18 protein-coding genes are annotated in these 18,700 nt (G+C 67.7%); 13 read left to right on the forward strand and 5 right to left on the reverse strand.

The window, feature by feature from the left end; translation table 11 throughout:
- Positions 1–13: 13 nt before the first annotated feature.
- Positions 14–1,312 (reverse strand): dihydroorotase, encoded by a 1,299-nt coding sequence (locus AC5JCN_RS08240; RefSeq protein ID WP_495754554.1) that lies wholly within the window; start codon positions 1,310–1,312, stop codon positions 14–16.
- An 8-nt stretch (positions 1,313–1,320) separates the two neighbouring features.
- Complete coding sequence (locus AC5JCN_RS08245; protein ID WP_495754948.1) at positions 1,321–2,271, reverse strand: aspartate carbamoyltransferase catalytic subunit; 951 nt, start codon at positions 2,269–2,271, stop codon at positions 1,321–1,323.
- 395 nt (positions 2,272–2,666) lie between these two features.
- Between AC5JCN_RS08245 and topA the strand changes: the two genes are divergently transcribed.
- The 9 genes from topA to AC5JCN_RS08290 all read left to right on the forward strand — a co-directional run bounded on the left by topA (position 2,667) and on the right by AC5JCN_RS08290 (position 12,467).
- Complete coding sequence (topA, locus tag AC5JCN_RS08250; protein ID WP_495754555.1) at positions 2,667–5,306, forward strand: type I DNA topoisomerase; 2,640 nt, start codon at positions 2,667–2,669, stop codon at positions 5,304–5,306.
- Between the two features lie 275 nt (positions 5,307–5,581).
- The gene (rnr, locus tag AC5JCN_RS08255) at positions 5,582–7,864 is read left to right on the forward strand and encodes a ribonuclease R (RefSeq protein WP_495754949.1); all 2,283 of its coding nucleotides are present in this window, start codon (positions 5,582–5,584) and stop codon (positions 7,862–7,864) included.
- 5 nt (positions 7,865–7,869) lie between these two features.
- Positions 7,870–8,352, forward strand: coding sequence for a DUF983 domain-containing protein (locus tag AC5JCN_RS08260; RefSeq protein WP_495754556.1), 483 nt, complete (start codon positions 7,870–7,872; stop codon positions 8,350–8,352).
- A gap of 28 nt (positions 8,353–8,380) precedes the next feature.
- Positions 8,381–9,118: an NUDIX hydrolase gene (locus AC5JCN_RS08265; RefSeq protein WP_495754557.1), complete on the forward strand. Its 738-nt coding sequence runs from the start codon at positions 8,381–8,383 to the stop codon at positions 9,116–9,118.
- On the forward strand, positions 9,115–10,299 hold the full coding sequence (locus AC5JCN_RS08270) for an MFS transporter (protein ID WP_495754558.1): 1,185 nt from the start codon (positions 9,115–9,117) through the stop codon (positions 10,297–10,299). The genes AC5JCN_RS08265 and AC5JCN_RS08270 overlap by 4 nt, the downstream gene beginning before the upstream one ends.
- Positions 10,300–10,413: 114 nt before the next feature.
- Entirely contained in the window at positions 10,414–10,581 is a 168-nt protein-coding gene (gene rpmG / locus AC5JCN_RS08275) for a 50S ribosomal protein L33 (RefSeq protein WP_495754559.1), read from the forward strand.
- Positions 10,582–10,807: 226 nt separating this feature from the next.
- Positions 10,808–11,512, forward strand: coding sequence for a helix-turn-helix transcriptional regulator (locus AC5JCN_RS08280; protein ID WP_495754560.1), 705 nt, complete (start codon positions 10,808–10,810; stop codon positions 11,510–11,512).
- Between the two features lie 82 nt (positions 11,513–11,594).
- On the forward strand, positions 11,595–12,224 hold the full coding sequence (locus AC5JCN_RS08285; RefSeq protein WP_495754561.1) for an acyl-homoserine-lactone synthase: 630 nt from the start codon (positions 11,595–11,597) through the stop codon (positions 12,222–12,224).
- A 36-nt stretch (positions 12,225–12,260) separates the two neighbouring features.
- A complete protein-coding gene (locus tag AC5JCN_RS08290; RefSeq protein WP_495754562.1) occupies positions 12,261–12,467 on the forward strand; it encodes a hypothetical protein in 207 nt (68 codons plus the stop codon).
- 345 nt (positions 12,468–12,812) lie between these two features.
- On the opposite strand, the gene AC5JCN_RS08295 is transcribed toward AC5JCN_RS08290, so the two are convergent.
- Both AC5JCN_RS08295 and AC5JCN_RS08300 read right to left on the reverse strand, forming a co-directional pair.
- A complete protein-coding gene (locus AC5JCN_RS08295) occupies positions 12,813–14,192 on the reverse strand; it encodes a PleD family two-component system response regulator (protein ID WP_495754563.1) in 1,380 nt (459 codons plus the stop codon).
- A 6-nt stretch (positions 14,193–14,198) separates the two neighbouring features.
- A complete protein-coding gene (locus AC5JCN_RS08300) occupies positions 14,199–14,570 on the reverse strand; it encodes a response regulator (RefSeq protein ID WP_495754564.1) in 372 nt (123 codons plus the stop codon).
- A gap of 127 nt (positions 14,571–14,697) precedes the next feature.
- On the opposite strand from AC5JCN_RS08300, the gene AC5JCN_RS08305 reads away from it, so the two are divergent.
- Together AC5JCN_RS08305 and AC5JCN_RS08310 are read left to right on the forward strand one after the other, a co-directional pair.
- Positions 14,698–14,997 (forward strand): DUF3572 domain-containing protein, encoded by a 300-nt coding sequence (locus AC5JCN_RS08305; RefSeq protein ID WP_495754565.1) that lies wholly within the window; start codon positions 14,698–14,700, stop codon positions 14,995–14,997.
- Positions 14,998–15,000: 3 nt separating this feature from the next.
- On the forward strand, positions 15,001–16,326 hold the full coding sequence (locus tag AC5JCN_RS08310; RefSeq protein ID WP_495754566.1) for a DNA polymerase IV: 1,326 nt from the start codon (positions 15,001–15,003) through the stop codon (positions 16,324–16,326).
- A 3-nt stretch (positions 16,327–16,329) separates the two neighbouring features.
- On the opposite strand, the gene AC5JCN_RS08315 is transcribed toward AC5JCN_RS08310, so the two are convergent.
- Positions 16,330–17,163, reverse strand: coding sequence for a cell envelope integrity EipB family protein (locus AC5JCN_RS08315; protein WP_495754567.1), 834 nt, complete (start codon positions 17,161–17,163; stop codon positions 16,330–16,332).
- 154 nt (positions 17,164–17,317) lie between these two features.
- Between AC5JCN_RS08315 and AC5JCN_RS08320 the strand changes: the two genes are divergently transcribed.
- Together AC5JCN_RS08320 and AC5JCN_RS08325 are read left to right on the forward strand one after the other, a co-directional pair.
- Positions 17,318–17,785, forward strand: coding sequence for a RidA family protein (locus tag AC5JCN_RS08320; RefSeq protein ID WP_495754568.1), 468 nt, complete (start codon positions 17,318–17,320; stop codon positions 17,783–17,785).
- Entirely contained in the window at positions 17,785–18,531 is a 747-nt protein-coding gene (locus tag AC5JCN_RS08325; protein ID WP_495754569.1) for a glycerophosphodiester phosphodiesterase family protein, read from the forward strand. The genes AC5JCN_RS08320 and AC5JCN_RS08325 overlap by 1 nt, the downstream gene beginning before the upstream one ends.
- Positions 18,532–18,700 lie beyond the last annotated feature (169 nt).

Consider the following 18,700-nt stretch of genomic DNA (forward strand, 5'->3'; position numbering starts at 1 on the left):
GAGGGCAGCTGCCTCACGCGACCTCGTGCACCACCCGCCCCGCGACCAGCGTGGCGTGGACCACCCCCTGCAGGCGGGCCTCGTCGAAGGGCGTGTTCTTGGAGCGCGAGTGCAGCTTGGAGGGGTCGAGCACGAAGGGCTCGTCGGGATCGAAGACGATGAGGTCGGCCGGCGCGCCGCGCGCCAGCCGGCCCTGCGGCAGCCCCATGATGTCGGCGGGACGGCTGGACATCGCCCGCAGCAGCACGGGCAGCGCGATCTCCCCGGCATGCACGAGCCGCAGCCCTGCGGCCAGCATCGTCTCGAGGCCGATCGCGCCGTCCGCCGACTCGGCGAAGGGCTGGCGCTTGGTTTCCACGTCCTGGGGATTGTGGTCGGAGACGACCACGTCGATCACCCCCTGCGCCAGCGCCTCCACCACCGAGAGCCGGTCGTCCTCGTGGCGCAGCGGCGGCGACAGCTTCAGGAAGGTGCGGTAGGGGCCGATATCGTTCTCGTTCAGCGTGAGCGAGTTGATCGAAACGCCTGCGGTGACTCGCAAACCCTCCTCGCGGGCCCGCTTCAGGATGGCGACGCTGTCGGAGCAGGACACCAGCGCGGCGTGGTAGCGCCCGCCTGTCAGGCGAACGAGCCGCATGTCGCGCTCCAGGATCACCGTCTCGGCCTCGCGCGGAATTCCCAGCAGGCCGAGGCGGGTCGACAGCTCGCCCTCGTTCATCACCCCGTCGCCGACGAGGTCGCGATCCTCGCAGTGGTGGACGATGAGGGCGCCGATGTCGCGGGCATAGGTCAGGGCACGGCGCAGCACCTGGGCCGAGCGCACGGAGCGGGCGCCATCGGTCAGGAAGGCGGCGCCGGCGTCGGTCAGCAGGCCGATCTCGGCAAGTTCGCGCCCGGCCAGCTCCTTGGTGATAGCAGCCGAAGGCAGGATGCGCACGATCGCGGTGTCGCGGGCACGCCGCATCAGGAAGTCGACCACCGCCGGATCGTCCACAGGCGGCGTCGTCTCCGGCATGCAGACCACGGTCGTCACGCCGCCCGCCGCCGCCGCGCGGCTGGCCGTCGCGAGCGACTCCCGGTGCTCTCCACCGGGCTCGCCGACGAAGGCGCGCATGTCGACGAGGCCCGGGGCCACCACCCTGCCGCGGCAGTCGATGATGCGCGCCCCGGCCGGCCGGGAGCCGCGCACGCTCGCCCCGAGGTCGCGGATCAGGCCGTCGGCGACGTAGAGGTCGCCGGTCTCGTCGCGCCCGGAAGCGGGATCGATCAGGCGCGCATTGGCCAGCAGCACGGGCGGGGCGGCGGCGTCCATGGCTCTCCTCAGGCGTTCGGGAGGTGGCGGGCCAGCGCCTCGAGCACGGCCATGCGGACGGCAACACCCATTTCCACCTGCTCGCGGATGAGCGACTGCGCGCCGTCCGCGATCTCGGAGGCGATCTCGACGCCGCGGTTCATCGGGCCGGGATGCATCACCAGTGCGCCCGGCCTGGCATAGGCGAGCTTTTCCGCATCGAGCCCGAAATACCGGAAGTACTCCTTCACCGACGGGACGAAGGAGCCGTTCATGCGCTCGCGCTGCAGCCGCAGCATCATCACGATGTCCGCCCCGGCAAGCCCGCGGCGCATATCCGTGAAGACGGACACCCCCATCCGCTCCAGCCCGGGCGGCAGCAGAGTCGAGGGGCCGATGGCCCGCACTTCCGCGCCGAGCGCGTTGAGAAGGAGGATGTTGGACCGCGCCACCCGCGAATGCAGGATGTCCCCACAGATCGCCACCACCAGCCCCCGGATGCGCCCCGCATTGCGGCGGATCGTGAGGGCGTCCAGCAGCGCCTGGGTGGGATGCTCGTGCGAGCCGTCGCCGGCGTTGATCACCGAGCAGTCGACCTTGCGGGCCAGCAGGTGCACGGCCCCGGCGGCATGATGGCGCACGACGATGAGGTCCGGCCGCATGGCATTGAGCGTCATGGCCGTGTCGATCAGCGTCTCCCCCTTCTTGATGGAGGAGGAGGCGACCGACATGTTCATGACATCGGCGCCAAGCCGCTTTCCGGCGAGCTCGAACGAGGCCTGGGTGCGGGTGGATGCCTCGAAGAAGAGGTTGATCTGGGTGCGGCCGCGCAGGGTCGACTTTTTCTTCTCGACCTGGCGGGAGACGTCGACGGCGGCATCCGCCATGTCGAGGAGGGCCTCGATGTCCCCCGGCGACAAGCCCTCGATGCCGAGCAGGTGGCGGTGCGGGAACACGGGATCGAGGGTGCCGTCGCTCATGCCGCGGGGATAGGCGAAAACCGCGGCGGGAGCAACGCGCGGGTCGGCGTTTCCCGGGGCGGTCAACAGGTCCGGTTCGGACCGCGGGTCTCCGGACCCGCTTTTCATCATCAGCAACACAGAGCGCGTCTGAAGACGCGCGGTCCACGAACTCGTCGGAGGCTTCTGTTCGGCCCGTGGGTGTCCAGACCCGCCTCTTGTGGCAGAGGTGATAAGGTGTGCGTGCGGAGATGCGCGGTCCGGCGTAGCCGGTGTTGCCAGGGGGCAACAACTGCCTTTCACCCGAATTGACAGGGCTCCGCCGCTGACCCACCTTCGCGCGTGAAAAGCGACCCTGTCAGCACAGCACGGGCGCGGGCTCCTGCCGCATGGCGGTGAGCCGGGAAAGGCATTGCATGAAAGTCGTCGTCGTCGAGTCTCCGGCCAAGGCCAAGACGATCAACAAATATCTCGGCAAGGACTACGAGGTCCTGGCCTCCTTCGGGCACATCCGCGACCTGCCGCCCAAGGACGGCTCCGTGGAGCCGGACGCCGACTTCGCCATGAAGTGGGAGATCGAGGCAAAGGCCTCCAAGCGCGTGTCCGACATCGCGGCCGCCGTGAAGGGCGCCGACCGCCTGATCCTCGCGACCGACCCGGACCGCGAGGGCGAGGCGATCTCGTGGCATATCGTCGAGGCCCTGCGCGCCCGCCGGGTGCTGAAGGACGTCCCCATCGAGCGCGTCACCTTCAACGCCATCACCCGCGACGCCGTCGCGGAGGGCATGGCGAGGCCGCGCGAGATCGACCAGGCGCTGGTCGACGCGTATCTCGCCCGCCGCGCCCTCGACTATCTCGTCGGCTTCCGGCTTTCGCCCGTCCTGTGGCGCAAGCTGCCCGGAGCCCGCTCGGCAGGCCGCGTCCAGTCTGTCGCGCTCCGGCTGGTCTGCGACCGCGAGCGGGAGATCGAGGCCTTCGTCGCCCGGGAATACTGGTCGATCGTCGCCCATCTCGCGACGAAGGAGGGCGCCGAGTTCGAGGCGCGCCTCGTCGGCGCAGACGGCAAGAAGATCAGCCGCCTCGACGTCGGCACGGCCGAGGAGGCGGAGGCGTTCCGCAAGGCCCTCGACGCAGCCCGCTATGCGGTAGCGAACGTCGAGGCCAAGCCGGTCAAGCGGCATCCGTCGCCGCCCTTCACCACGTCCACCCTGCAGCAGGAAGCCAGCCGCAAGCTCGGCATGGCGCCTGCGCGCACGATGCAGGTGGCACAGCGCCTCTACGAGGGTGTGGACGTCGGCGGCGAGACCGTCGGGCTGATCACCTACATGCGAACCGACGGCGTGGACATGGCGCCGGAGGCGATCACGTCCGCCCGGAAGGTCATCGGCAAGGAATACGGCGACCGCTACGTACCGTCGGCCCCGCGCAAGTACGCGACGAAGCAGAAGAATGCGCAGGAAGCGCACGAGGCGGTGCGCCCGACCGACATGGGCCGCCTCCCCGCACAGGTTGCACGGACCCTCGATCCCGAGCAGGCCCGCCTCTACGAACTCATCTGGATCCGCACCATCGCGAGCCAGATGGAATCGGCAGAACTGGAGCGCACCACCGTTGACATTGCGGTCGACGCGGGCGGGCGCAAGATCGACCTGCGCGCCACCGGGCAGGTGGTGAAGTTCGACGGTTTCCTGCGCCTCTACCAGGAAGGCAAGGATGATGACGGCGACGACGATGAGTCCCGCCGGCTGCCGCCCATGAAGGCCGGCGACCCGCTGGAGAAGCGCCGCATCGCCGCCACCCAGCACTTTACCGAGCCGCCGCCGCGTTATTCCGAGGCTTCGCTGGTCAAGCGCATGGAAGAGCTCGGCATCGGCCGACCCTCGACCTACGCGTCGACGCTGGCGGTGCTGAAGGACCGCGAATATGTCCGCGTCGAGAAGAAGCGCCTGCACGCCGAGGACAAGGGCATGCTGGTCACAGCATTCCTCGAGAGCTTCTTTACCCGCTATGTCGAGTACGACTTCACGGCCGGGCTGGAAGAGGATCTCGACCGGATCTCGAATCACGAGATCGACTGGAAGGAGGTGCTGAGGCGCTTCTGGCAGGACTTCTCGAAGGCGATCGAGGGCACGTCCGACCTGCGCGTGGCGCAGGTGCTCGACGCGCTGAACGAGATCATGGGGCCGCACATCTTCCCGCAGCGGGCGGATGGGGGCGATCCCCGCCTGTGCCCGGCCTGCTCGGCGGGCCAGCTGTCGCTGAAGCTCGGCAAGTATGGGTCGTTCATCGGCTGCTCGAACTATCCCGAGTGCAAGTACACCCGGCAGCTCTCCACCTCCGGCCAGGGCGACGGCGAGTCCGCCGCAGAGCCGGGGCAGCAGGGGCCACGCGTCCTGGGCAAGGATCCCGTGACCGGTCTCGACGTCACGATCCGGGACGGACGGTTCGGGACCTATGTCCAGCTCGGCGAAGGCGAGAAGCCGAAGCGCCAGACCATCCCGAAGGGGACCAGCGCGGCCGACGTGACGCTGGAGTTCGCCCTGTCGCTCCTGTCGCTGCCGCGCGAAGTGGCGAAGCACCCCACGACGGGCGAGCCGATCCTGGCCAATATCGGCCGCTTCGGGCCCTACGTGCAGCACGGCAAGACCTACGCCAATATCGGGCGCGAGGACGATGTGCTGACCATCGGCGGCAACCGCGCCATCGACCTCATCGTCGCCAAGGAGAGCGGGACAGGCGGCAGCCGCTTCGGCCGTGCTGCCGCGAGCCCGGGCCGCGTCATCGGCGCGCATCCCTCGGGCGGCGACGTGACGGTCAAGGACGGGAAGTACGGTCCCTACGTCACCCATGGCGGCGTCAACGCGACCCTGCCGAAGGGCATGGCCCCGGACGCGGTGACGCTGGAGCAGGCCGTCGAATTGCTGCGCGCCCGCGAAGCCTCGGGCGGCGGCAAGCCCGCCCGCAAGCCGGCGGCGAAGGCAGCCAAGAAGGCACCCGCGAAAAAGGCGCCTTCGAAAAAGGCCGCCCCGAAAAAGCAGGCCAGCGCGGCCGAGTAGGCCCAGTGTCGTCCCGGGCGCGCTGCAGCGCAGCGTTGCTGCGCGGACCCGGGATGCAGGGCCTCCAATCGTCGCGTCCCTGGATCCCGGCTCTCCGCTACGCTCCGGCCGGGATGGCACCACCGTCCTGGTCGGGGCTTACCCGGCAGCGACGCAAAGGGAACGACGCACCCCGCCCAACTTCCCGGTGGAACTTCCACCCGTGAAGGGCCATCTATGGGGAGAGATCCCCGCCTAACCACCGGACCCACCCCTTGGCCAAGACACCGCACGCCATGCATGGCGGCGACACGCTTCCCTCCCGCGAGGAGATCCTCGCCTTCATCAAGGACGAGACCGAGCTCGGCCACGTGGTGGGCAAGCGGGAGATCGCGCGCGCCTTTGCGATCAAGGGGGGAGCGCGGATCGCACTCAAGCGCCTGATCAAGGAGCTGGAAGACGAGGGCGCTCTCGGCAAGCGCGGCAAGTCGCTGCGCCGCACGGGCGCCCTGCCCCCGGTCGTGCTGGCCGACATCGACGGCCGGGACCGCGACGGCGACCTGCTGGCGAAGCCGACAGAATGGGACGAAGCCGAGCTCGGGGAGACCCCTCGCATCGCCGTCCACCTGCCGCGCAAGCCGCGTCCGGGACAGGCCGTGCCGGGCGTCGGCGACCGTGTCCTGCTTCGCATCGAGCGCAGCCGCGAGGAGAGCGGCCCCGCCTACACCGGCCGGCTCGTCAAGGTGCTGGACAAGGCGAAAGCCCAGGTGCTCGGCGTATTCCGTGCCGTGCAGGGCGGCGGCGGCCGCATCGCCCCCGTGGACAAGAAGTCGCTGGGCCGGGAGATTCCGGTCAAAGCGGGAGACGAAAACGGCGCGGCGGATGGCGACCTCGTCTCCGTCACGCTCACCAGCATGGGCAAGCATGGCTTCACGCTCGGCAAGGTGCGCGAACGGCTGGGCTCGCTGAAGAGCGAGAAGGCGATCAGCCTCGTCGCCATCCATGCCCACGGCATCCCCAACGCATTCTCGCCGGCGGCACTCACGGAGGCCGAGGCCGCCAGGCCGGCCGGGCTCGAGGGACGCGAGGACTGGCGGCCGGTCGATCTCGTCACCATCGACCCGCCCGACGCGAAGGATCATGACGACGCCGTGCACGCCCGGCCCGACGACGATCCGGCAAACCCGGGCGGCTTCGTCGTCACCGTCGCGATAGCGGACGTGGCCGCCTATGTCCGCAACGGCACGGCGCTCGACCGGGAGGCAATGGAGCGCGGCAACTCGGTCTATTTCCCGGATCGGGTCGTCCCGATGCTGCCCGAGCGCATCTCCAACGACCTCTGCTCGCTGCGTCCGGACGAGGATCGCCCGGCGATGGCCGTGCGCATCGTGCTGGCGGCGGATGGACGAAAGAAGCGCCACAGCTTCCACCGCATTCTGATGCGCTCGCGTGCCAAACTCGCCTATGCCCAGGCGCAGGCTGCCATCGACGGCCATCCCGACGAGACCACCGCACCCATCCTCGACAGCATCCTGCGCCCGCTCTGGGCAGCCTGGAAGGCAGCAGACCTGCAGCGGGCCGAGCGCGCGCCACTCGACCTCGACCTGCCCGAGCGCAAGATCATCCTCAAGAAGGACGGCACGGTGGACCGGGTCGTCATCCCCGAGCGGCTGGACGCACACCGGCTCATCGAGGAGTTCATGATCCAGGCCAACGTCGCTGCCGCCGAGACTCTCGAGGAGCGGCGGACCGCCCTCCTCTACCGCGTGCACGACGAGCCCTCGGTCGAGAAGCTCCGGGGCTTCGGCGAGGTTCTGGCCTCCATCGGTATAAAACTGACGGCGAAGGGTGCGCTGCGGCCGGAGTTCTTCAACCGCATCCTGGCGCGGGTGGATGAGACCGAGCACGAGACGCTGATCAACGAGGTGGTGCTGCGCACCCAGGCCCAGGCCGAGTATTCGGCCGAGAACTACGGGCATTTCGGCCTCAACCTGCGCCGCTACGCCCATTTCACCTCGCCGATCCGCCGATATGCCGACCTCATCGTGCACCGTGCGCTGATCCGGGCGCTGAAGCTCGGTGAAGACGGGCTGAGGGATGCCACGATCCCGGAACTGCCGGAGATCGCGGCCAAGATCTCGGGTGCCGAGCGCCGCGCCATGGCAGCCGAGCGCGAGACGCTGGACCGGCTGATCGCGCACCATCTCGCCGACCGGATCGGAGCCGATTTCCGCGGCCGCATCAGCGGGGTCACCCGCGCCGGGCTCTTCGTGAAGCTGGAGGAAACGGGCGCCGACGGCTTCATCCCGGCCAGCACGATCGGCGCGGACTACTACCGCTATGACGAGGCGCAGCACGCGCTCATCGGCGACCGCACCGGTGTGATGCACCGGCTGGGCGACGTCGTGGACGTCCGGCTCGTCGAGGCCGCGCCGCTGGCGGGCGCGCTGCGCTTCGAGCTGCTGTCGGAAGGCCGGCCGGGACAGCCGCGCGGCCGCAGGCTAGCACGGCGCTCCATCTCCGGCGGGCGCGGGCGCACTGACCGGGGCTCCCCTTCGGGGCGCAAGCGGTCTATATGACGCCCATGAGCATGATTGCCCCGGCTGCCGCGCCGGCCCGCCCCGCGACCCCGCCCGATGTCACCGACACCATCATCGTCGAGGACGCACCGCGTCCCTGGCTGGTCGCCATGAAGCGAGGCATCGCCGGCAAGTGCCCGCATTGCGGCAAGGGCAGGTTGTTCTCGCGTTTCCTGAAGGTGGCCGACCACTGCGACTGCTGTGGCGAGGAGTTTCACCACCACCGCGCCGACGACCTGCCGGCCTACCTCGCCATCTTCATCGTCGGCCATGTCGTGGTCGGCGGAATGGTGTCCGCCGAGACCTATGGCGAATGGCCCCTGTGGTGGCACGTTGCGCTCTGGCCGACCCTGACGGTCGTTCTGTCCCTTGCGCTCATCCAGCCGCTGAAGGGCGCCGTGGTGGCGCTGCAATGGGCGCATCGCATGCATGGGTTCGGCGGGCCGGACCCGGATGCCCCGGCGGCCTTCGAAGCGCAGGATCGCTAAAGCGAGCTGGGTCGGGCTGGGGGCGGCGATGAGCGAGGATCTGGCGGACCGGCTGACGCGTGCCCCGCGCGACCGACTGCACGCCAATGTGCGCCCCAGGGATGCTGCCACACTCGTCATCGTGGATCGCACGAGCCGAAAGCCGAAGGTTCTGATGGGGCGCCGCCACCCCGGCCACCGCTTCATGCCTGGCAAGTTCGTGTTCCCAGGCGGGCGGGTGGAACCCGGTGACAGGCGGATGCCTGCCTACGGAGCCCTCGACGGCGTGACGGAAGCCCGCCTGCTCGCGGGAGTGCAGCGTCCCAGCGCGCAGCGCGCACGCGCCCTGGCCATGGCGGCGATTCGCGAGACCTATGAGGAAACGGGGCTGATGCTGGGCTCCGACGATCTCGGGCCGCCCGATGTGTCCATTGAAGGCCCCTGGGCCGACTTCGTCACGCAGGGCGTCTTCCCCCAGCTGGACGGCATCCGCTTCATCGCCCGGGCCATCACGCCGCCGCGCCGCCCCAAGCGGTTCGACACGCGCTTCTTCATGGCCGAGGCGGCGATCATCTCCCGCCGGATGGACGGCTTTGTCGGCGAAAGCACGGAGCTGATCGAACTCGCCTGGGTCGGGATCAGGGAGGCGAAGGCACTCGACATCCCGTCGATCACGGGCGTGATCCTGGAGGAGCTCGAGGCCTTCCTCGCAGCCGGCATGCCCCTGCATCGCCCGGTGCCCTTCTACAGCGAACGCCACGGCCGCTTCGTACGGGCCGAACTGTGACCGCCGGGACTGCCGGGTCCGCCCCAGTCCGGGCGGGCACGATCGCGGCTGCCATCGCGTGCATCGCCATTGCCGGGCTCGGCCTAGCCCTGTCGCTGCCGCTGATATCCCTTCGGATGGAGGCGGCGGGCTTCTCGAGCCTGGCCATCGGCATGAATGCGGCGGTGGCAGGCCTCTCCTCGCTGGTCAGTGCGCCCTTCGTCCCGTCCGCAGCCGAGAAAGTCGGCACCAAGACCATGCTCTTCGGCGCACTCGCCCTCGGCGCAGCGTGCCTCGTCGCCTTCCCCGTCACGCCGTTCTGGGCGTGGTACCCGATCCGATTCGGCTTCGGCCTCTCCATCACCGTCCTGTTCGTGATGAGCGAGTTCTGGATCACCGCCGCGGCACCGGAGGCTCGCCGCGGGCTGGTGATGGGCATCTACGCGACCGTGCTGGCGCTCGGCTTCGCCGGAGGACCCTTGCTTCTCCAGGCTGTCGGGACCCAGGGCCTGGCGCCTTTCGTGGCAGGCGCCATCGTCTTCGCCGTCGCTGCCATCCCTGTCGCGCTCGCCGGCGGCAGCGCGCCCGACGTCGAGGGCAAGGCCCAGATCTCGATCCTGTCCTTCCTGCGTGCCGCGCCCGCCGCGACACTCGCCGGATTCGTCTACGGCGCCGTCGAGACGGGGGCGTTCAGCCTGCTACCCGTCTACGCCGAACAGCTCGGCCTCGGTGCGACCGTCGCGACGACGCTGGTGACAGCCCTGTCGCTTGGACACGTCGTGTTCCAGATTCCACTCGGCTGGCTGGCTGACCGCGTGGATCGCGTCGCCGTCCTCGTCGCCTGCGGCCTTGTCGGGGTGGCCGGTGCCGCCGCCCTGCCCTTCGTCGCTCCCGCGGGCGGCGTGCCGCTGTACCTCCTGCTCTTCGTGTGGGGCGGCATCATCGCGGGCCTCTACACGATCGGCCTGTCGCTGCTGGGACAGCGCTATGCGGGCCCCGAGCTGGCGACCGCCAACGCAGCCTTCGTCGCGCTCTACAGCCTCGGAATGCTTGCTGGTCCCGCCAGCATGGGATCCGGAATGGACTTCCTGGGCCCGCACGGCCTGCCGGTCGTGATCGCGATCTTCTTCATCGGATACTGCATGGCCGCCACCGCAGGGGCCGTTGCCGACCGGCAGCGGAAGGGCAGCGCGCCGTCTTGACTTTCGGGTCGCGCCGAGTAGGTTGCGCGCCATCCGAGGGCGGCCGGTGGCCGGCCCTCTCTTCGTTTTCCGGATACGCCCGCTGCGGCGGCCGACCTTCAGGGGATCTCCGCCATGGCCAAGGCGACCACCATCAAGATCAAGCTCGTCTCGAGCGCCGACACCGGTTTCTTCTACGTCACCAAGAAGAACTCGCGCACGATGACTGAAAAGCTGACCAAGAAGAAGTACGACCCCGTCGCGCGCAAGCACGTCGACTTCAAGGAATCCAAGATCAAGTGATCGACGGTCGACCGTCGCCGAAGCGAGCCGCCCCATCCGGGCGGCTTTTTCGTTTTGGTGGCGTGGAGAACGACAACACGGATATGTGCACATTTGAACAATCGGCTGGAGCCTCGTTCAACCTGTGATTGCTAGCGCTGGAGTGCGGCGACCTTAAGCTTGGCAACAGCCGTGCTGCAGGGCGAGGCCGCCGGCCTCGGGCGGTCCGGTCCGATGGGGCAGCGTCATGCTGACGAGCGTCGGGGTTACCGAGCGTATCGATTCCGAATGGCTCAGGCGCTTGCTGGACGGCCACGGTCTCCAGCACGGCGTCTATCATGTCCGCACCCTTCCGGGCGCCGACCACCTCGACCCCGTGGTCATCACGACTTACCCACAGGAGTGGGTCACCGAATATGTGCAGCGCGGCTATGTCGAGGTCGACCCGGTCATCAGCACGTCGGAACGCAGCATCTTGCCGGTCGACTGGCGCAACCTGGGCGTGGGCGACCCGCGCGTCACGACGCTGTTTGACGAAAGCCGGCGGGCCGGAATCGGTCCGCAAGGCCTGACCGTGCCGATCCGCGGGCCGCAGGGTGAGGTAGCCCTGTTCAGCGCCACCAGCGACGTCGAGGAGAAGCGCTGGGTCGAAATGCTTCCGGACACGACCCGTCTCCTCCAGACCATCGCGTTCGAGGTGCACCATGCCGTGATGACGGCTGCACTCGGCCCAAAATTCTCTCGCCCTCCGCCGCTCAGCCGGCGTGAACGGCAGGTCCTGATGCTCGCTGCTCGTGGCCATCCGATGAAGCGGATCGCAGACACGCTCGCGATTTCGGAGCACGCCGTGAAACTGTACCTGGAGCTGGCTCGCCACAAGCTCCATGCACGCAACACGACGCATGCCGTGGCCTTCGCTATCTCGCGGAGCCTCATCCCGCCCCCCGAATAGATTCCGCTATGCCTGAAAGGGCATATTTCCATCTCCGGCCACGCATTCAGACTCCCGCCTGTAGCAACTCGGGAGAAACCGCATGCTTGCCATCGTACAAGCCGACCAGTATTCGCTTTATGCACCGCAGATCGATGCCATGTACCGTCTGCGCGCCGATGTTTTCGGCCGGCAATTGGGGTGGGACGTCCATGTGTTGGACGGCCGGGAACGTGACGATTACGACGATCTGTCGCCTCTCTACCTCCTGTCGCTGACCGGCAACGGCACCCTTCGCGGGTCTGTCCGTTTCCTGCCGACCACCGGTCCGAACATGCTGTCGGACGTCTTCTGCATGTATTTCAACGAAGAACTCGAGGTCCGGAGCCCGACGATCTGGGAAGCAACGCGGTTTTGCGTGGACCAGAGCCTGTGCGGGGAGAGGCTTCCCAACGGCCTTAACTGGGTGACGATGGAACTGCTCACGGGCATGTGCGAGGTCGGCATGATGGCCGGGCTCACCCAGGTGACGGCAGTCTTCGACCCCCTCATGGCCAGGATCTACCGGGCGGCCGGGCTCAAGACCCACGTCGTTGGCCGCTCCCGACGGGACGTCAAGGGAACCCTCTACGTGGGCGTCTGGGACATTGGCGAAGAGACTCTGAACGCACTGAAATCGAAGTCGATCGCAGCCGACGGACGTCATCCCGACGAAATGCGTGCAGTGATCTGATGATCAGCCTTCCGGTTCCGATCCTACGGAGACGACATGATGAGTACGCATGAAATACGCATCTACCAGGCAAGGCTCTATTGCGAGCAGGCGCGACTCGTCTTGTCACAGGTCGGCGCTGGCCTCGTCCAGCATCTCCTCGACATGGCGATCATGGAACTGCGGTCCGAGGAGGCCCGCGCCAAGGCCGGAGAGAGCCTGATGGAGCCCAAGCCCCGCCGGACCATGCGGCCCAGGGGTTAGCCGAGAGAGAAGCCGGAGGAAAGCATGGAGCATCCCGTTCCGCCCCGGTAAGGGCGGCGCAGGGCATCGGATCGGACGGCCAATGAGGTGGCCGGGCGGGAACGGTCAAGAGGAGGCCACTCTGACCGTTCCCGCACCGGCCGAACCCCACGGGACCCAGGAGATGCGGCGGACCTGAGCATCCGTAGGGTAGCACGTGGCGCTGGCACCGTTTCCGGCGGGCCCGTCGGGGCCAGTCCTGCGCGACGGATGGACACTATCGCAGGAGATTGGCACAGCCAAGACGGCTGAACCCTCCCTCCTTTATTAAGTCGCTGTTAAGGTAAATGTGCCGAGGGCCTACCGTCAAGCTGCCGCGTTACGGACGACGACGAGGTTCCGCCCGCCTGCCTTGGCATCATAAAGCGCTTCGTCGGCGCGCTTCAGCAGGGCCCGGGGGCCGTCATCCGGACCCGAAAGCGCCGAGACGCCGATCGAGACGGTCACCGGGATAGCGAGCGTCTTCTTGTAAATCTTGAAAAGATCGGCCTCGACCTTGTGACGGATCCGCTCGGCGGCGGCCCTGGCGGTTTCCAGCCCCGTGTCGGGCATCACCACCACGAGTTCCTCGCCACCCAGGCGAGCCACCATGTCGACCGTCCTCACGCTGCCGCGCACCCGCTGCGCCAGATCGCGCAACACGTCGTCCCCAGCATCATGGCCATACGTGTCGTTGATCGTCTTGAACCGGTCGACGTCAAGCACGAGTACCGACAGCGGCCTGCCCCGGTTCAGCGCCTCCTCCACGAGGGCGCTGAAATGGCTGTCGAGGTAGCGCCTGTTGTGAAGGCCCGTCAGCGAATCGACGATGGCGAGCTCGATTGAGGCATGCACCGTCTGGCGCAGCCGGTCGGTATAGCGCTTCCGTCGGACCTGGGTGCGCACGCGCGCCAGCAGTTCGTTCCGGTCCACCGGGCGCAGGAGATAGTCGTTCACGCCGAGGTCCAGCCCGCGCAGGATCCGGCCATTGTCGTCGCCATCCGCCACCATGAGGATGCCGACGTGCCGCGTGCGCTCCAGCTGCCGGATCTGGCTGCACAGTCGCAAGCCGTCGAAAGCCTGCAGGTCGATGCTGACGATGGCCACGTCCGGCGGGTCGTCGGCGATGTTGAACAGGGCGGCCTGCGGGTCGGGTTCCAGCTGCACGAGATGCTGTTGCGACAGGGTCGAGACGATGCGCTCGGCCGCTCCGGTCCGGTCCTCGACGACGAGGACGCGTCCGCCAAGGCCGCTGTCGGCTGCCGCCTCCACCATGGGGTCGGCGAAACCGAGGTCGAGCGAGGTGGCGGCGCGCGCCCTGAGTTCGTCAGTGACCGCCTTGAGGCGAACGAGGCTGCGCACGCGCGCGATCAAAGCGATTTCGTTGACCGGCTTGGTCAGGAAGTCATCCGCCCCCGATTCGAGCCCCTTCAGCCGGTCGCTGGGCTGGTCGAGCGCCGTCACCATCACGACGGGGATGTGAGCCGTGTTCGGCGAGGTCTTCATCCGCCGGCACAGCTCGAAACCGTCCATCTCCGGCATCATGACGTCGGTCAGGACGATGTCGCACAGGCCCTCCTCGCAGACGACGAGGGCCTCCGCCGCGCTGGTGGCGGTCAGGACGTCGAAATATTCCGCCGAGAGCCTCGCTTCCAGAAGCTTGAGGTTCGGAAGCAGGTCGTCGACGACGAGAACGCGTGCGGACATGGTCTGTCAGGCGTCGCCGAGATAGTTGCGGACGGTCTCGAGAAACTTGGAAACCGAGATGGGCTTGGACAGATAGGCCTCGCATCCCTTGCGGCGGATGCGCTCTTCGTCGCCCTTCATGGCGAAGGCGGTGATGGCGATGATCGGGATGCCGCGCAGATCGTCGTCGCTCTTCATCCACTGCGTGACATCCTCGCCCGAAACCTCGGGCAGCTGGATGTCCATGAGGATGAGATCCGGCGAATGACGCCGGGCAAGTTCGATGGCTTCGACACCGCTGCCGGTTTTAAGGGTCGCGTAGCCGTGCGCCTCGAGAAGATCGTTGAAGAGCTTCATATTAAGCTCATTATCTTCAACGATGAGCACCGTTTTCGCCATGGACTGACCTCGCGTCGACCGTGCTCTTTCCGGAGGCGGACGGCCCTGTCCCAACTCGCAGGACGAGCCTGGGCCGGATATAACCGATACACGTTGACGAAACCCGAATCCGATCGGAGAGAGCACGGTGCCGAAGGCTTTTTCGGGGCAGGACGATGCTGTCAAGCTCGCCATCCACGCCCTTTCCTTTTTGGCGGCGGATCCCGAGCGTCTGGGCCCTTTTTTGGCGCTGACGGGCATCGATCCCGGCCGAATCCGCGAATCCGCGCGCAGTCCGGGCTTTCTCAACGCCGTGCTGGAGCATGTCTGCTCGGACCAGGAACTCCTCCTAGACTTTGCGTCCGAGGCGGGGCGCCGGCCAGAGGACATCGACAGGGCGCGGCAGATTCTCGCCGGGCCGGTTCCCAATGGTCTGCGGGACGGCTGAACCATGACCGTTCCCGGCGGCGCGTTAACCTCCCCTGCCCCGCCCGGCCAAGGCGGAGGCATCGTCTGCCGCGACTGCCTCGTCCTCTCGCCGCCGGCGGGCGGAAGCCGGTGCCCTGCCTGCCGCTCGCCGCGAATCGTCTCGCATTCCGAGCTTGCCGAGCTATCCATCGCCCATATCGACTGTGACGCCTTCTATGCAGCGATCGAGAAGCGGGACGACCCCGGCCTCGCGGACAAGCCCGTCATCATCGGCGGCGGGCGGCGGGGCGTCGTGTCGACGGCCTGCTACGTCGCCCGGACCTACGGCATCCGCTCTGCCATGCCGATGTTCAAGGCGCTCGCCGCCTGCCCGCATGCGGTGGTGATCAAGCCCAACATGGAGAAGTATGCAGCCGAGGGGCGGCGCATCCGCGCCATGATGAACGACCTCACGCCCCTCGTGCAGGCCGTCTCCATCGACGAGGCCTTTCTCGACCTTTCGGGAACGCAGCGCCTGCATCGCGCACCGCCCGCCCAGACGCTGGCTCGCTTCGCCCGCCGCATCGAGGACGAGACCGGCCTCAGCATCTCCGTCGGGCTGTCCTACAACAAGTTCCTCGCCAAGATCGCGAGCGAACTCGACAAACCGCGCGGTTTCGCCGTGATCGGGCGGGCGGAAGTCGTGTCCTTCCTGCGTGACCGGCCGGTCGGAATTTTCCCGGGCGTTGGCCGGGTGACCCAGGACCGGCTGGCCAAGGACGGCTTTTCCACCGTAGGCGACCTCCAGCGTCTCGACGCGTCAACGCTCGCCCGCCGCTACGGCGAGGAAGGTCTCAGGCTCTGGCGGATGGCGCGCGGAGAAGACAGCCGGCCCGTCCGGCCCGAACGTGAAACGAAGAGCATTTCGGCCGAGACGACCTTCGACACAGATCTCGGCGATGCCGATTCGCTTCTGCCGATCCTGCTGCGCCTGAGCGAGAAGGTGGCGACCCGCTTGCGCCGGCAGGGCTTTGCCGCTCGCGGGGTCACGCTGAAGCTCAAGTCGGCCGATTTTCGCATCCGGACCCGGGCACGCCCCACCAACCCCACACAGCTCGCGTCCCGGCTTTACGATGCCGGCCGGGAGCTCCTGCTCCGCGAACTCGACGGCACGCGCTACAGGCTGATCGGGATCGGCGCCTCGGAGCTCGTCCCCGGCGAGGACGCAGACCGGGGCGACCTCGTCGACACGCGCTCCGCGAGGGAGGCGAAGATGGAGAAGGCCATCGACGTGCTGCGTGACCGTTTCGGCGGAGACACAGTGGTGCGCGGCCTCACCCTGACGGGAAGGCGCCGGCCCGGCGCCTGACGTTCACTTCTGGCAGGACGTCGGCTGCGGCAGAACGTCGAGCCGGGTCAGCTGCCCGCGCAGGTCGAAATCGCCGTAGTTCAGCTTCAGCGCGCGCGACACGCCGTTCTCCAGGAGCTCGAAGGAAATGACGTAGAGCGGCTTCTGGCTGTCCACCTGCCCGCCCTCGAAATAGCTGACCGAGATCGGCCAGCGGCGCAGCTTGTCCCATCCCGCCTTGCGCAGCGGCTCCTCAATCGACGAGTCGCTGTCGTGCGACGACTCTTTACCGATCACCGCGAACGTGTCGTAGACCTTGCGGGCCTGCTCGGAACCGTCGAACACCTTGACCGCGAGCGTGCTCTGGCCGCTGCGGGCCGCGTCGATCAGCATCTTGGTCTGGTTGGTCGGGAACACGGTCGTTCCGTCGAGGTCGAGGTTTGCGGGCGCAGGTTTGCGCAGCTTCACGACGAGCTTGCCATTGGCCCGTGTCGCCATGCCGTCGGCCTGCTCGACCTGCGCCGAGGACATCCGGGTCTCGGTGTTGAAGCGCAATCCCGAGCCGTCACCCTCCTCGTGCGTGGAGGAGCGCATGTCCGAGATGCGGGACCCGATCTCGCCACCGGAGATCTGCGTGACCTGACGGAAATTCAGCGTGTAGCCTTCGCAATCGGATCCGGTGAACTCGAACACGATCCGCCCCCGCGCATCCTCCACGCCCCTTCCGTCCGTCGCGTCGGACAAAGCGAGATCGTACGTTGCCCGGTGCGGGGCCAGCGCCACCGGTTCCGCCATGGCAGGCCCGGCCAAAAGGACCGCTGCCAGGAGGCCAGTTGCGGCAAGATTCTTCGGGGTCATCGAGGTCTCCTGATGCTCATCGACGATAGAACGCGGTCGGCAGGGCTTCAATGAGGCATTCCAACTCTGGTTCACGAGACGCTTCGCATCATCTTGCAGCCTGTCCTACGATACGGGAGAAGGCGTGCGCTGACGCACCGAGCGGAGGGACTCCATGAGCGCGGAAGACAATCTGAAAAAGCTGGGCCTGATTCTGCCCGCCGCAGCCGCGCCCGTGGCCAACTACGTGCCCTATGTGCGCACCGGCAACCTGCTCGTCGTCTCGGGACAGATCGCCTTCGGGCCCGACGGCAAGCTCGCGCCCGGACATGTCGGCAAGGTCGGCGGAGGCATCGGGCCGGAAGCAGCAACGGAGGCGGCACGCCTTTGCGCGCTGAACGTGCTGGCGCAGGCCAGGGCGGCCCTGGGGTCGCTCGACGCCATCAGCCGTTGCGTCCGCCTCGGCGGTTTCATCAACACGGTGCCGGAGTTTACCGCGCTCGCCCCTGTGATGAACGGCGCATCCGACCTGATGGTGGCCGTGCTCGGCGACAAGGGCCGGCATGCCCGCTCCACCATCGGCGTTCCCGTGCTCCCGCTCGACTCCGTCGTCGAGGTCGAGGCGCTGTTCGAGGTCGCGTGATGGCAGCTCCCGCATGGCTGGTTGCACGGCCGATCGCCCATCGCGGGCTGCACGACCGGGCTGCCGGCCGGATCGAGAACACGCTGGAGGCCGCACTCGCGGCCGTGAATAGGGGCTACGCCATCGAATGCGACATCACCGCCTCCGCCGACGGCGAGGCGATGGTGTATCACGACGACACCCTGGACAGGCTTACGGAGGCGACTGGGCCCGTGGCCGGACGGACGGCGGAGCAACTCGCCGCGGTTCGCATCACGGGCTCGGAAACTGGCCTCCCGACGCTGGCCGAGTTCCTCTCGCTGATCGCCGGCCGGGTGCCGCTCATCTGCGAAATCAAGAGCGCCTTCGATGGAGACTTGCGCTTGGCCGGGCGCGCCGCCGAGGTGGCCGGCGGCTATGCCGGGCCACTCGCCTTCAAGTCGTTCGACCCCGGCATCGTCGCGGCCCTCGTTCGCCTTGCTCCGGGTCGCCCACGCGGGATCGTCGCCGAGACGCACTTCAACCATCCGGAATGGGCAGCGATTCCGGCCGAGCGCCGGCACGCCATGGGAAATTTGCTCCACTTCAGCGAGACGAAGCCTGATTTCCTCTCTTGGTACGTCAGGGACCTGCAGACCGCCGCTCCGTTCCTGTGCCGCTCGGTGCTGGGCATACCGGTGATGACCTGGACGGTGCGCACCACCGAGGACCGGGCGCTGGCCGCAGCGGGCGCGGACCAGATCGTCTTCGAGGGTTTCGTCCCGTGAGGGAGCGGTGATGATCGACCACGTCTCACTGGGCGTCAGCGACCCCGACGGCCACCGGATCGAGGCGGTGTGCCACCTTCCAGGTGAAACCCTTGGCTGAACGGCGCGGAGCCCTTGCATCGGCGGTCGAGCGCCCTACCGTTTGGCTGTGACCGATCCCATCCCGCCG

Source organism: Alsobacter sp. (genome assembly GCF_059501845.1).

Bases quoted from the DNA above. Each gene is read 5' to 3' on its own strand.
- AC5JCN_RS08260 (WP_495754556.1), top strand. From the start codon at position 7,870: ATGAGCATGATTGCCCCGGCTGCCGCGCCGGCCCGCCCCGCGACCCCG.
- AC5JCN_RS08315 (WP_495754567.1), bottom strand. From the start codon at position 17,163: ATGACCCCGAAGAATCTTGCCGCAACTGGCCTCCTGGCAGCGGTCCTT.
- AC5JCN_RS08285 (WP_495754561.1), top strand. From the start codon at position 11,595: ATGCTTGCCATCGTACAAGCCGACCAGTATTCGCTTTATGCACCGCAG.
- AC5JCN_RS08325 (WP_495754569.1), top strand. From the start codon at position 17,785: ATGGCAGCTCCCGCATGGCTGGTTGCACGGCCGATCGCCCATCGCGGG.
- AC5JCN_RS08280 (WP_495754560.1), top strand. From the start codon at position 10,808: ATGCTGACGAGCGTCGGGGTTACCGAGCGTATCGATTCCGAATGGCTC.
- rpmG (WP_495754559.1), top strand. From the start codon at position 10,414: ATGGCCAAGGCGACCACCATCAAGATCAAGCTCGTCTCGAGCGCCGAC.
- AC5JCN_RS08240 (WP_495754554.1), bottom strand. From the start codon at position 1,312: ATGGACGCCGCCGCCCCGCCCGTGCTGCTGGCCAATGCGCGCCTGATC.
- AC5JCN_RS08265 (WP_495754557.1), top strand. From the start codon at position 8,381: ATGAGCGAGGATCTGGCGGACCGGCTGACGCGTGCCCCGCGCGACCGA.
- AC5JCN_RS08310 (WP_495754566.1), top strand. From the start codon at position 15,001: ATGACCGTTCCCGGCGGCGCGTTAACCTCCCCTGCCCCGCCCGGCCAA.
- AC5JCN_RS08300 (WP_495754564.1), bottom strand. From the start codon at position 14,570: ATGGCGAAAACGGTGCTCATCGTTGAAGATAATGAGCTTAATATGAAG.
- AC5JCN_RS08290 (WP_495754562.1), top strand. From the start codon at position 12,261: ATGATGAGTACGCATGAAATACGCATCTACCAGGCAAGGCTCTATTGC.
- AC5JCN_RS08320 (WP_495754568.1), top strand. From the start codon at position 17,318: ATGAGCGCGGAAGACAATCTGAAAAAGCTGGGCCTGATTCTGCCCGCC.
- AC5JCN_RS08295 (WP_495754563.1), bottom strand. From the start codon at position 14,192: ATGTCCGCACGCGTTCTCGTCGTCGACGACCTGCTTCCGAACCTCAAG.
- rnr (WP_495754949.1), top strand. From the start codon at position 5,582: ATGCATGGCGGCGACACGCTTCCCTCCCGCGAGGAGATCCTCGCCTTC.
- topA (WP_495754555.1), top strand. From the start codon at position 2,667: ATGAAAGTCGTCGTCGTCGAGTCTCCGGCCAAGGCCAAGACGATCAAC.
- AC5JCN_RS08245 (WP_495754948.1), bottom strand. From the start codon at position 2,271: ATGAGCGACGGCACCCTCGATCCCGTGTTCCCGCACCGCCACCTGCTC.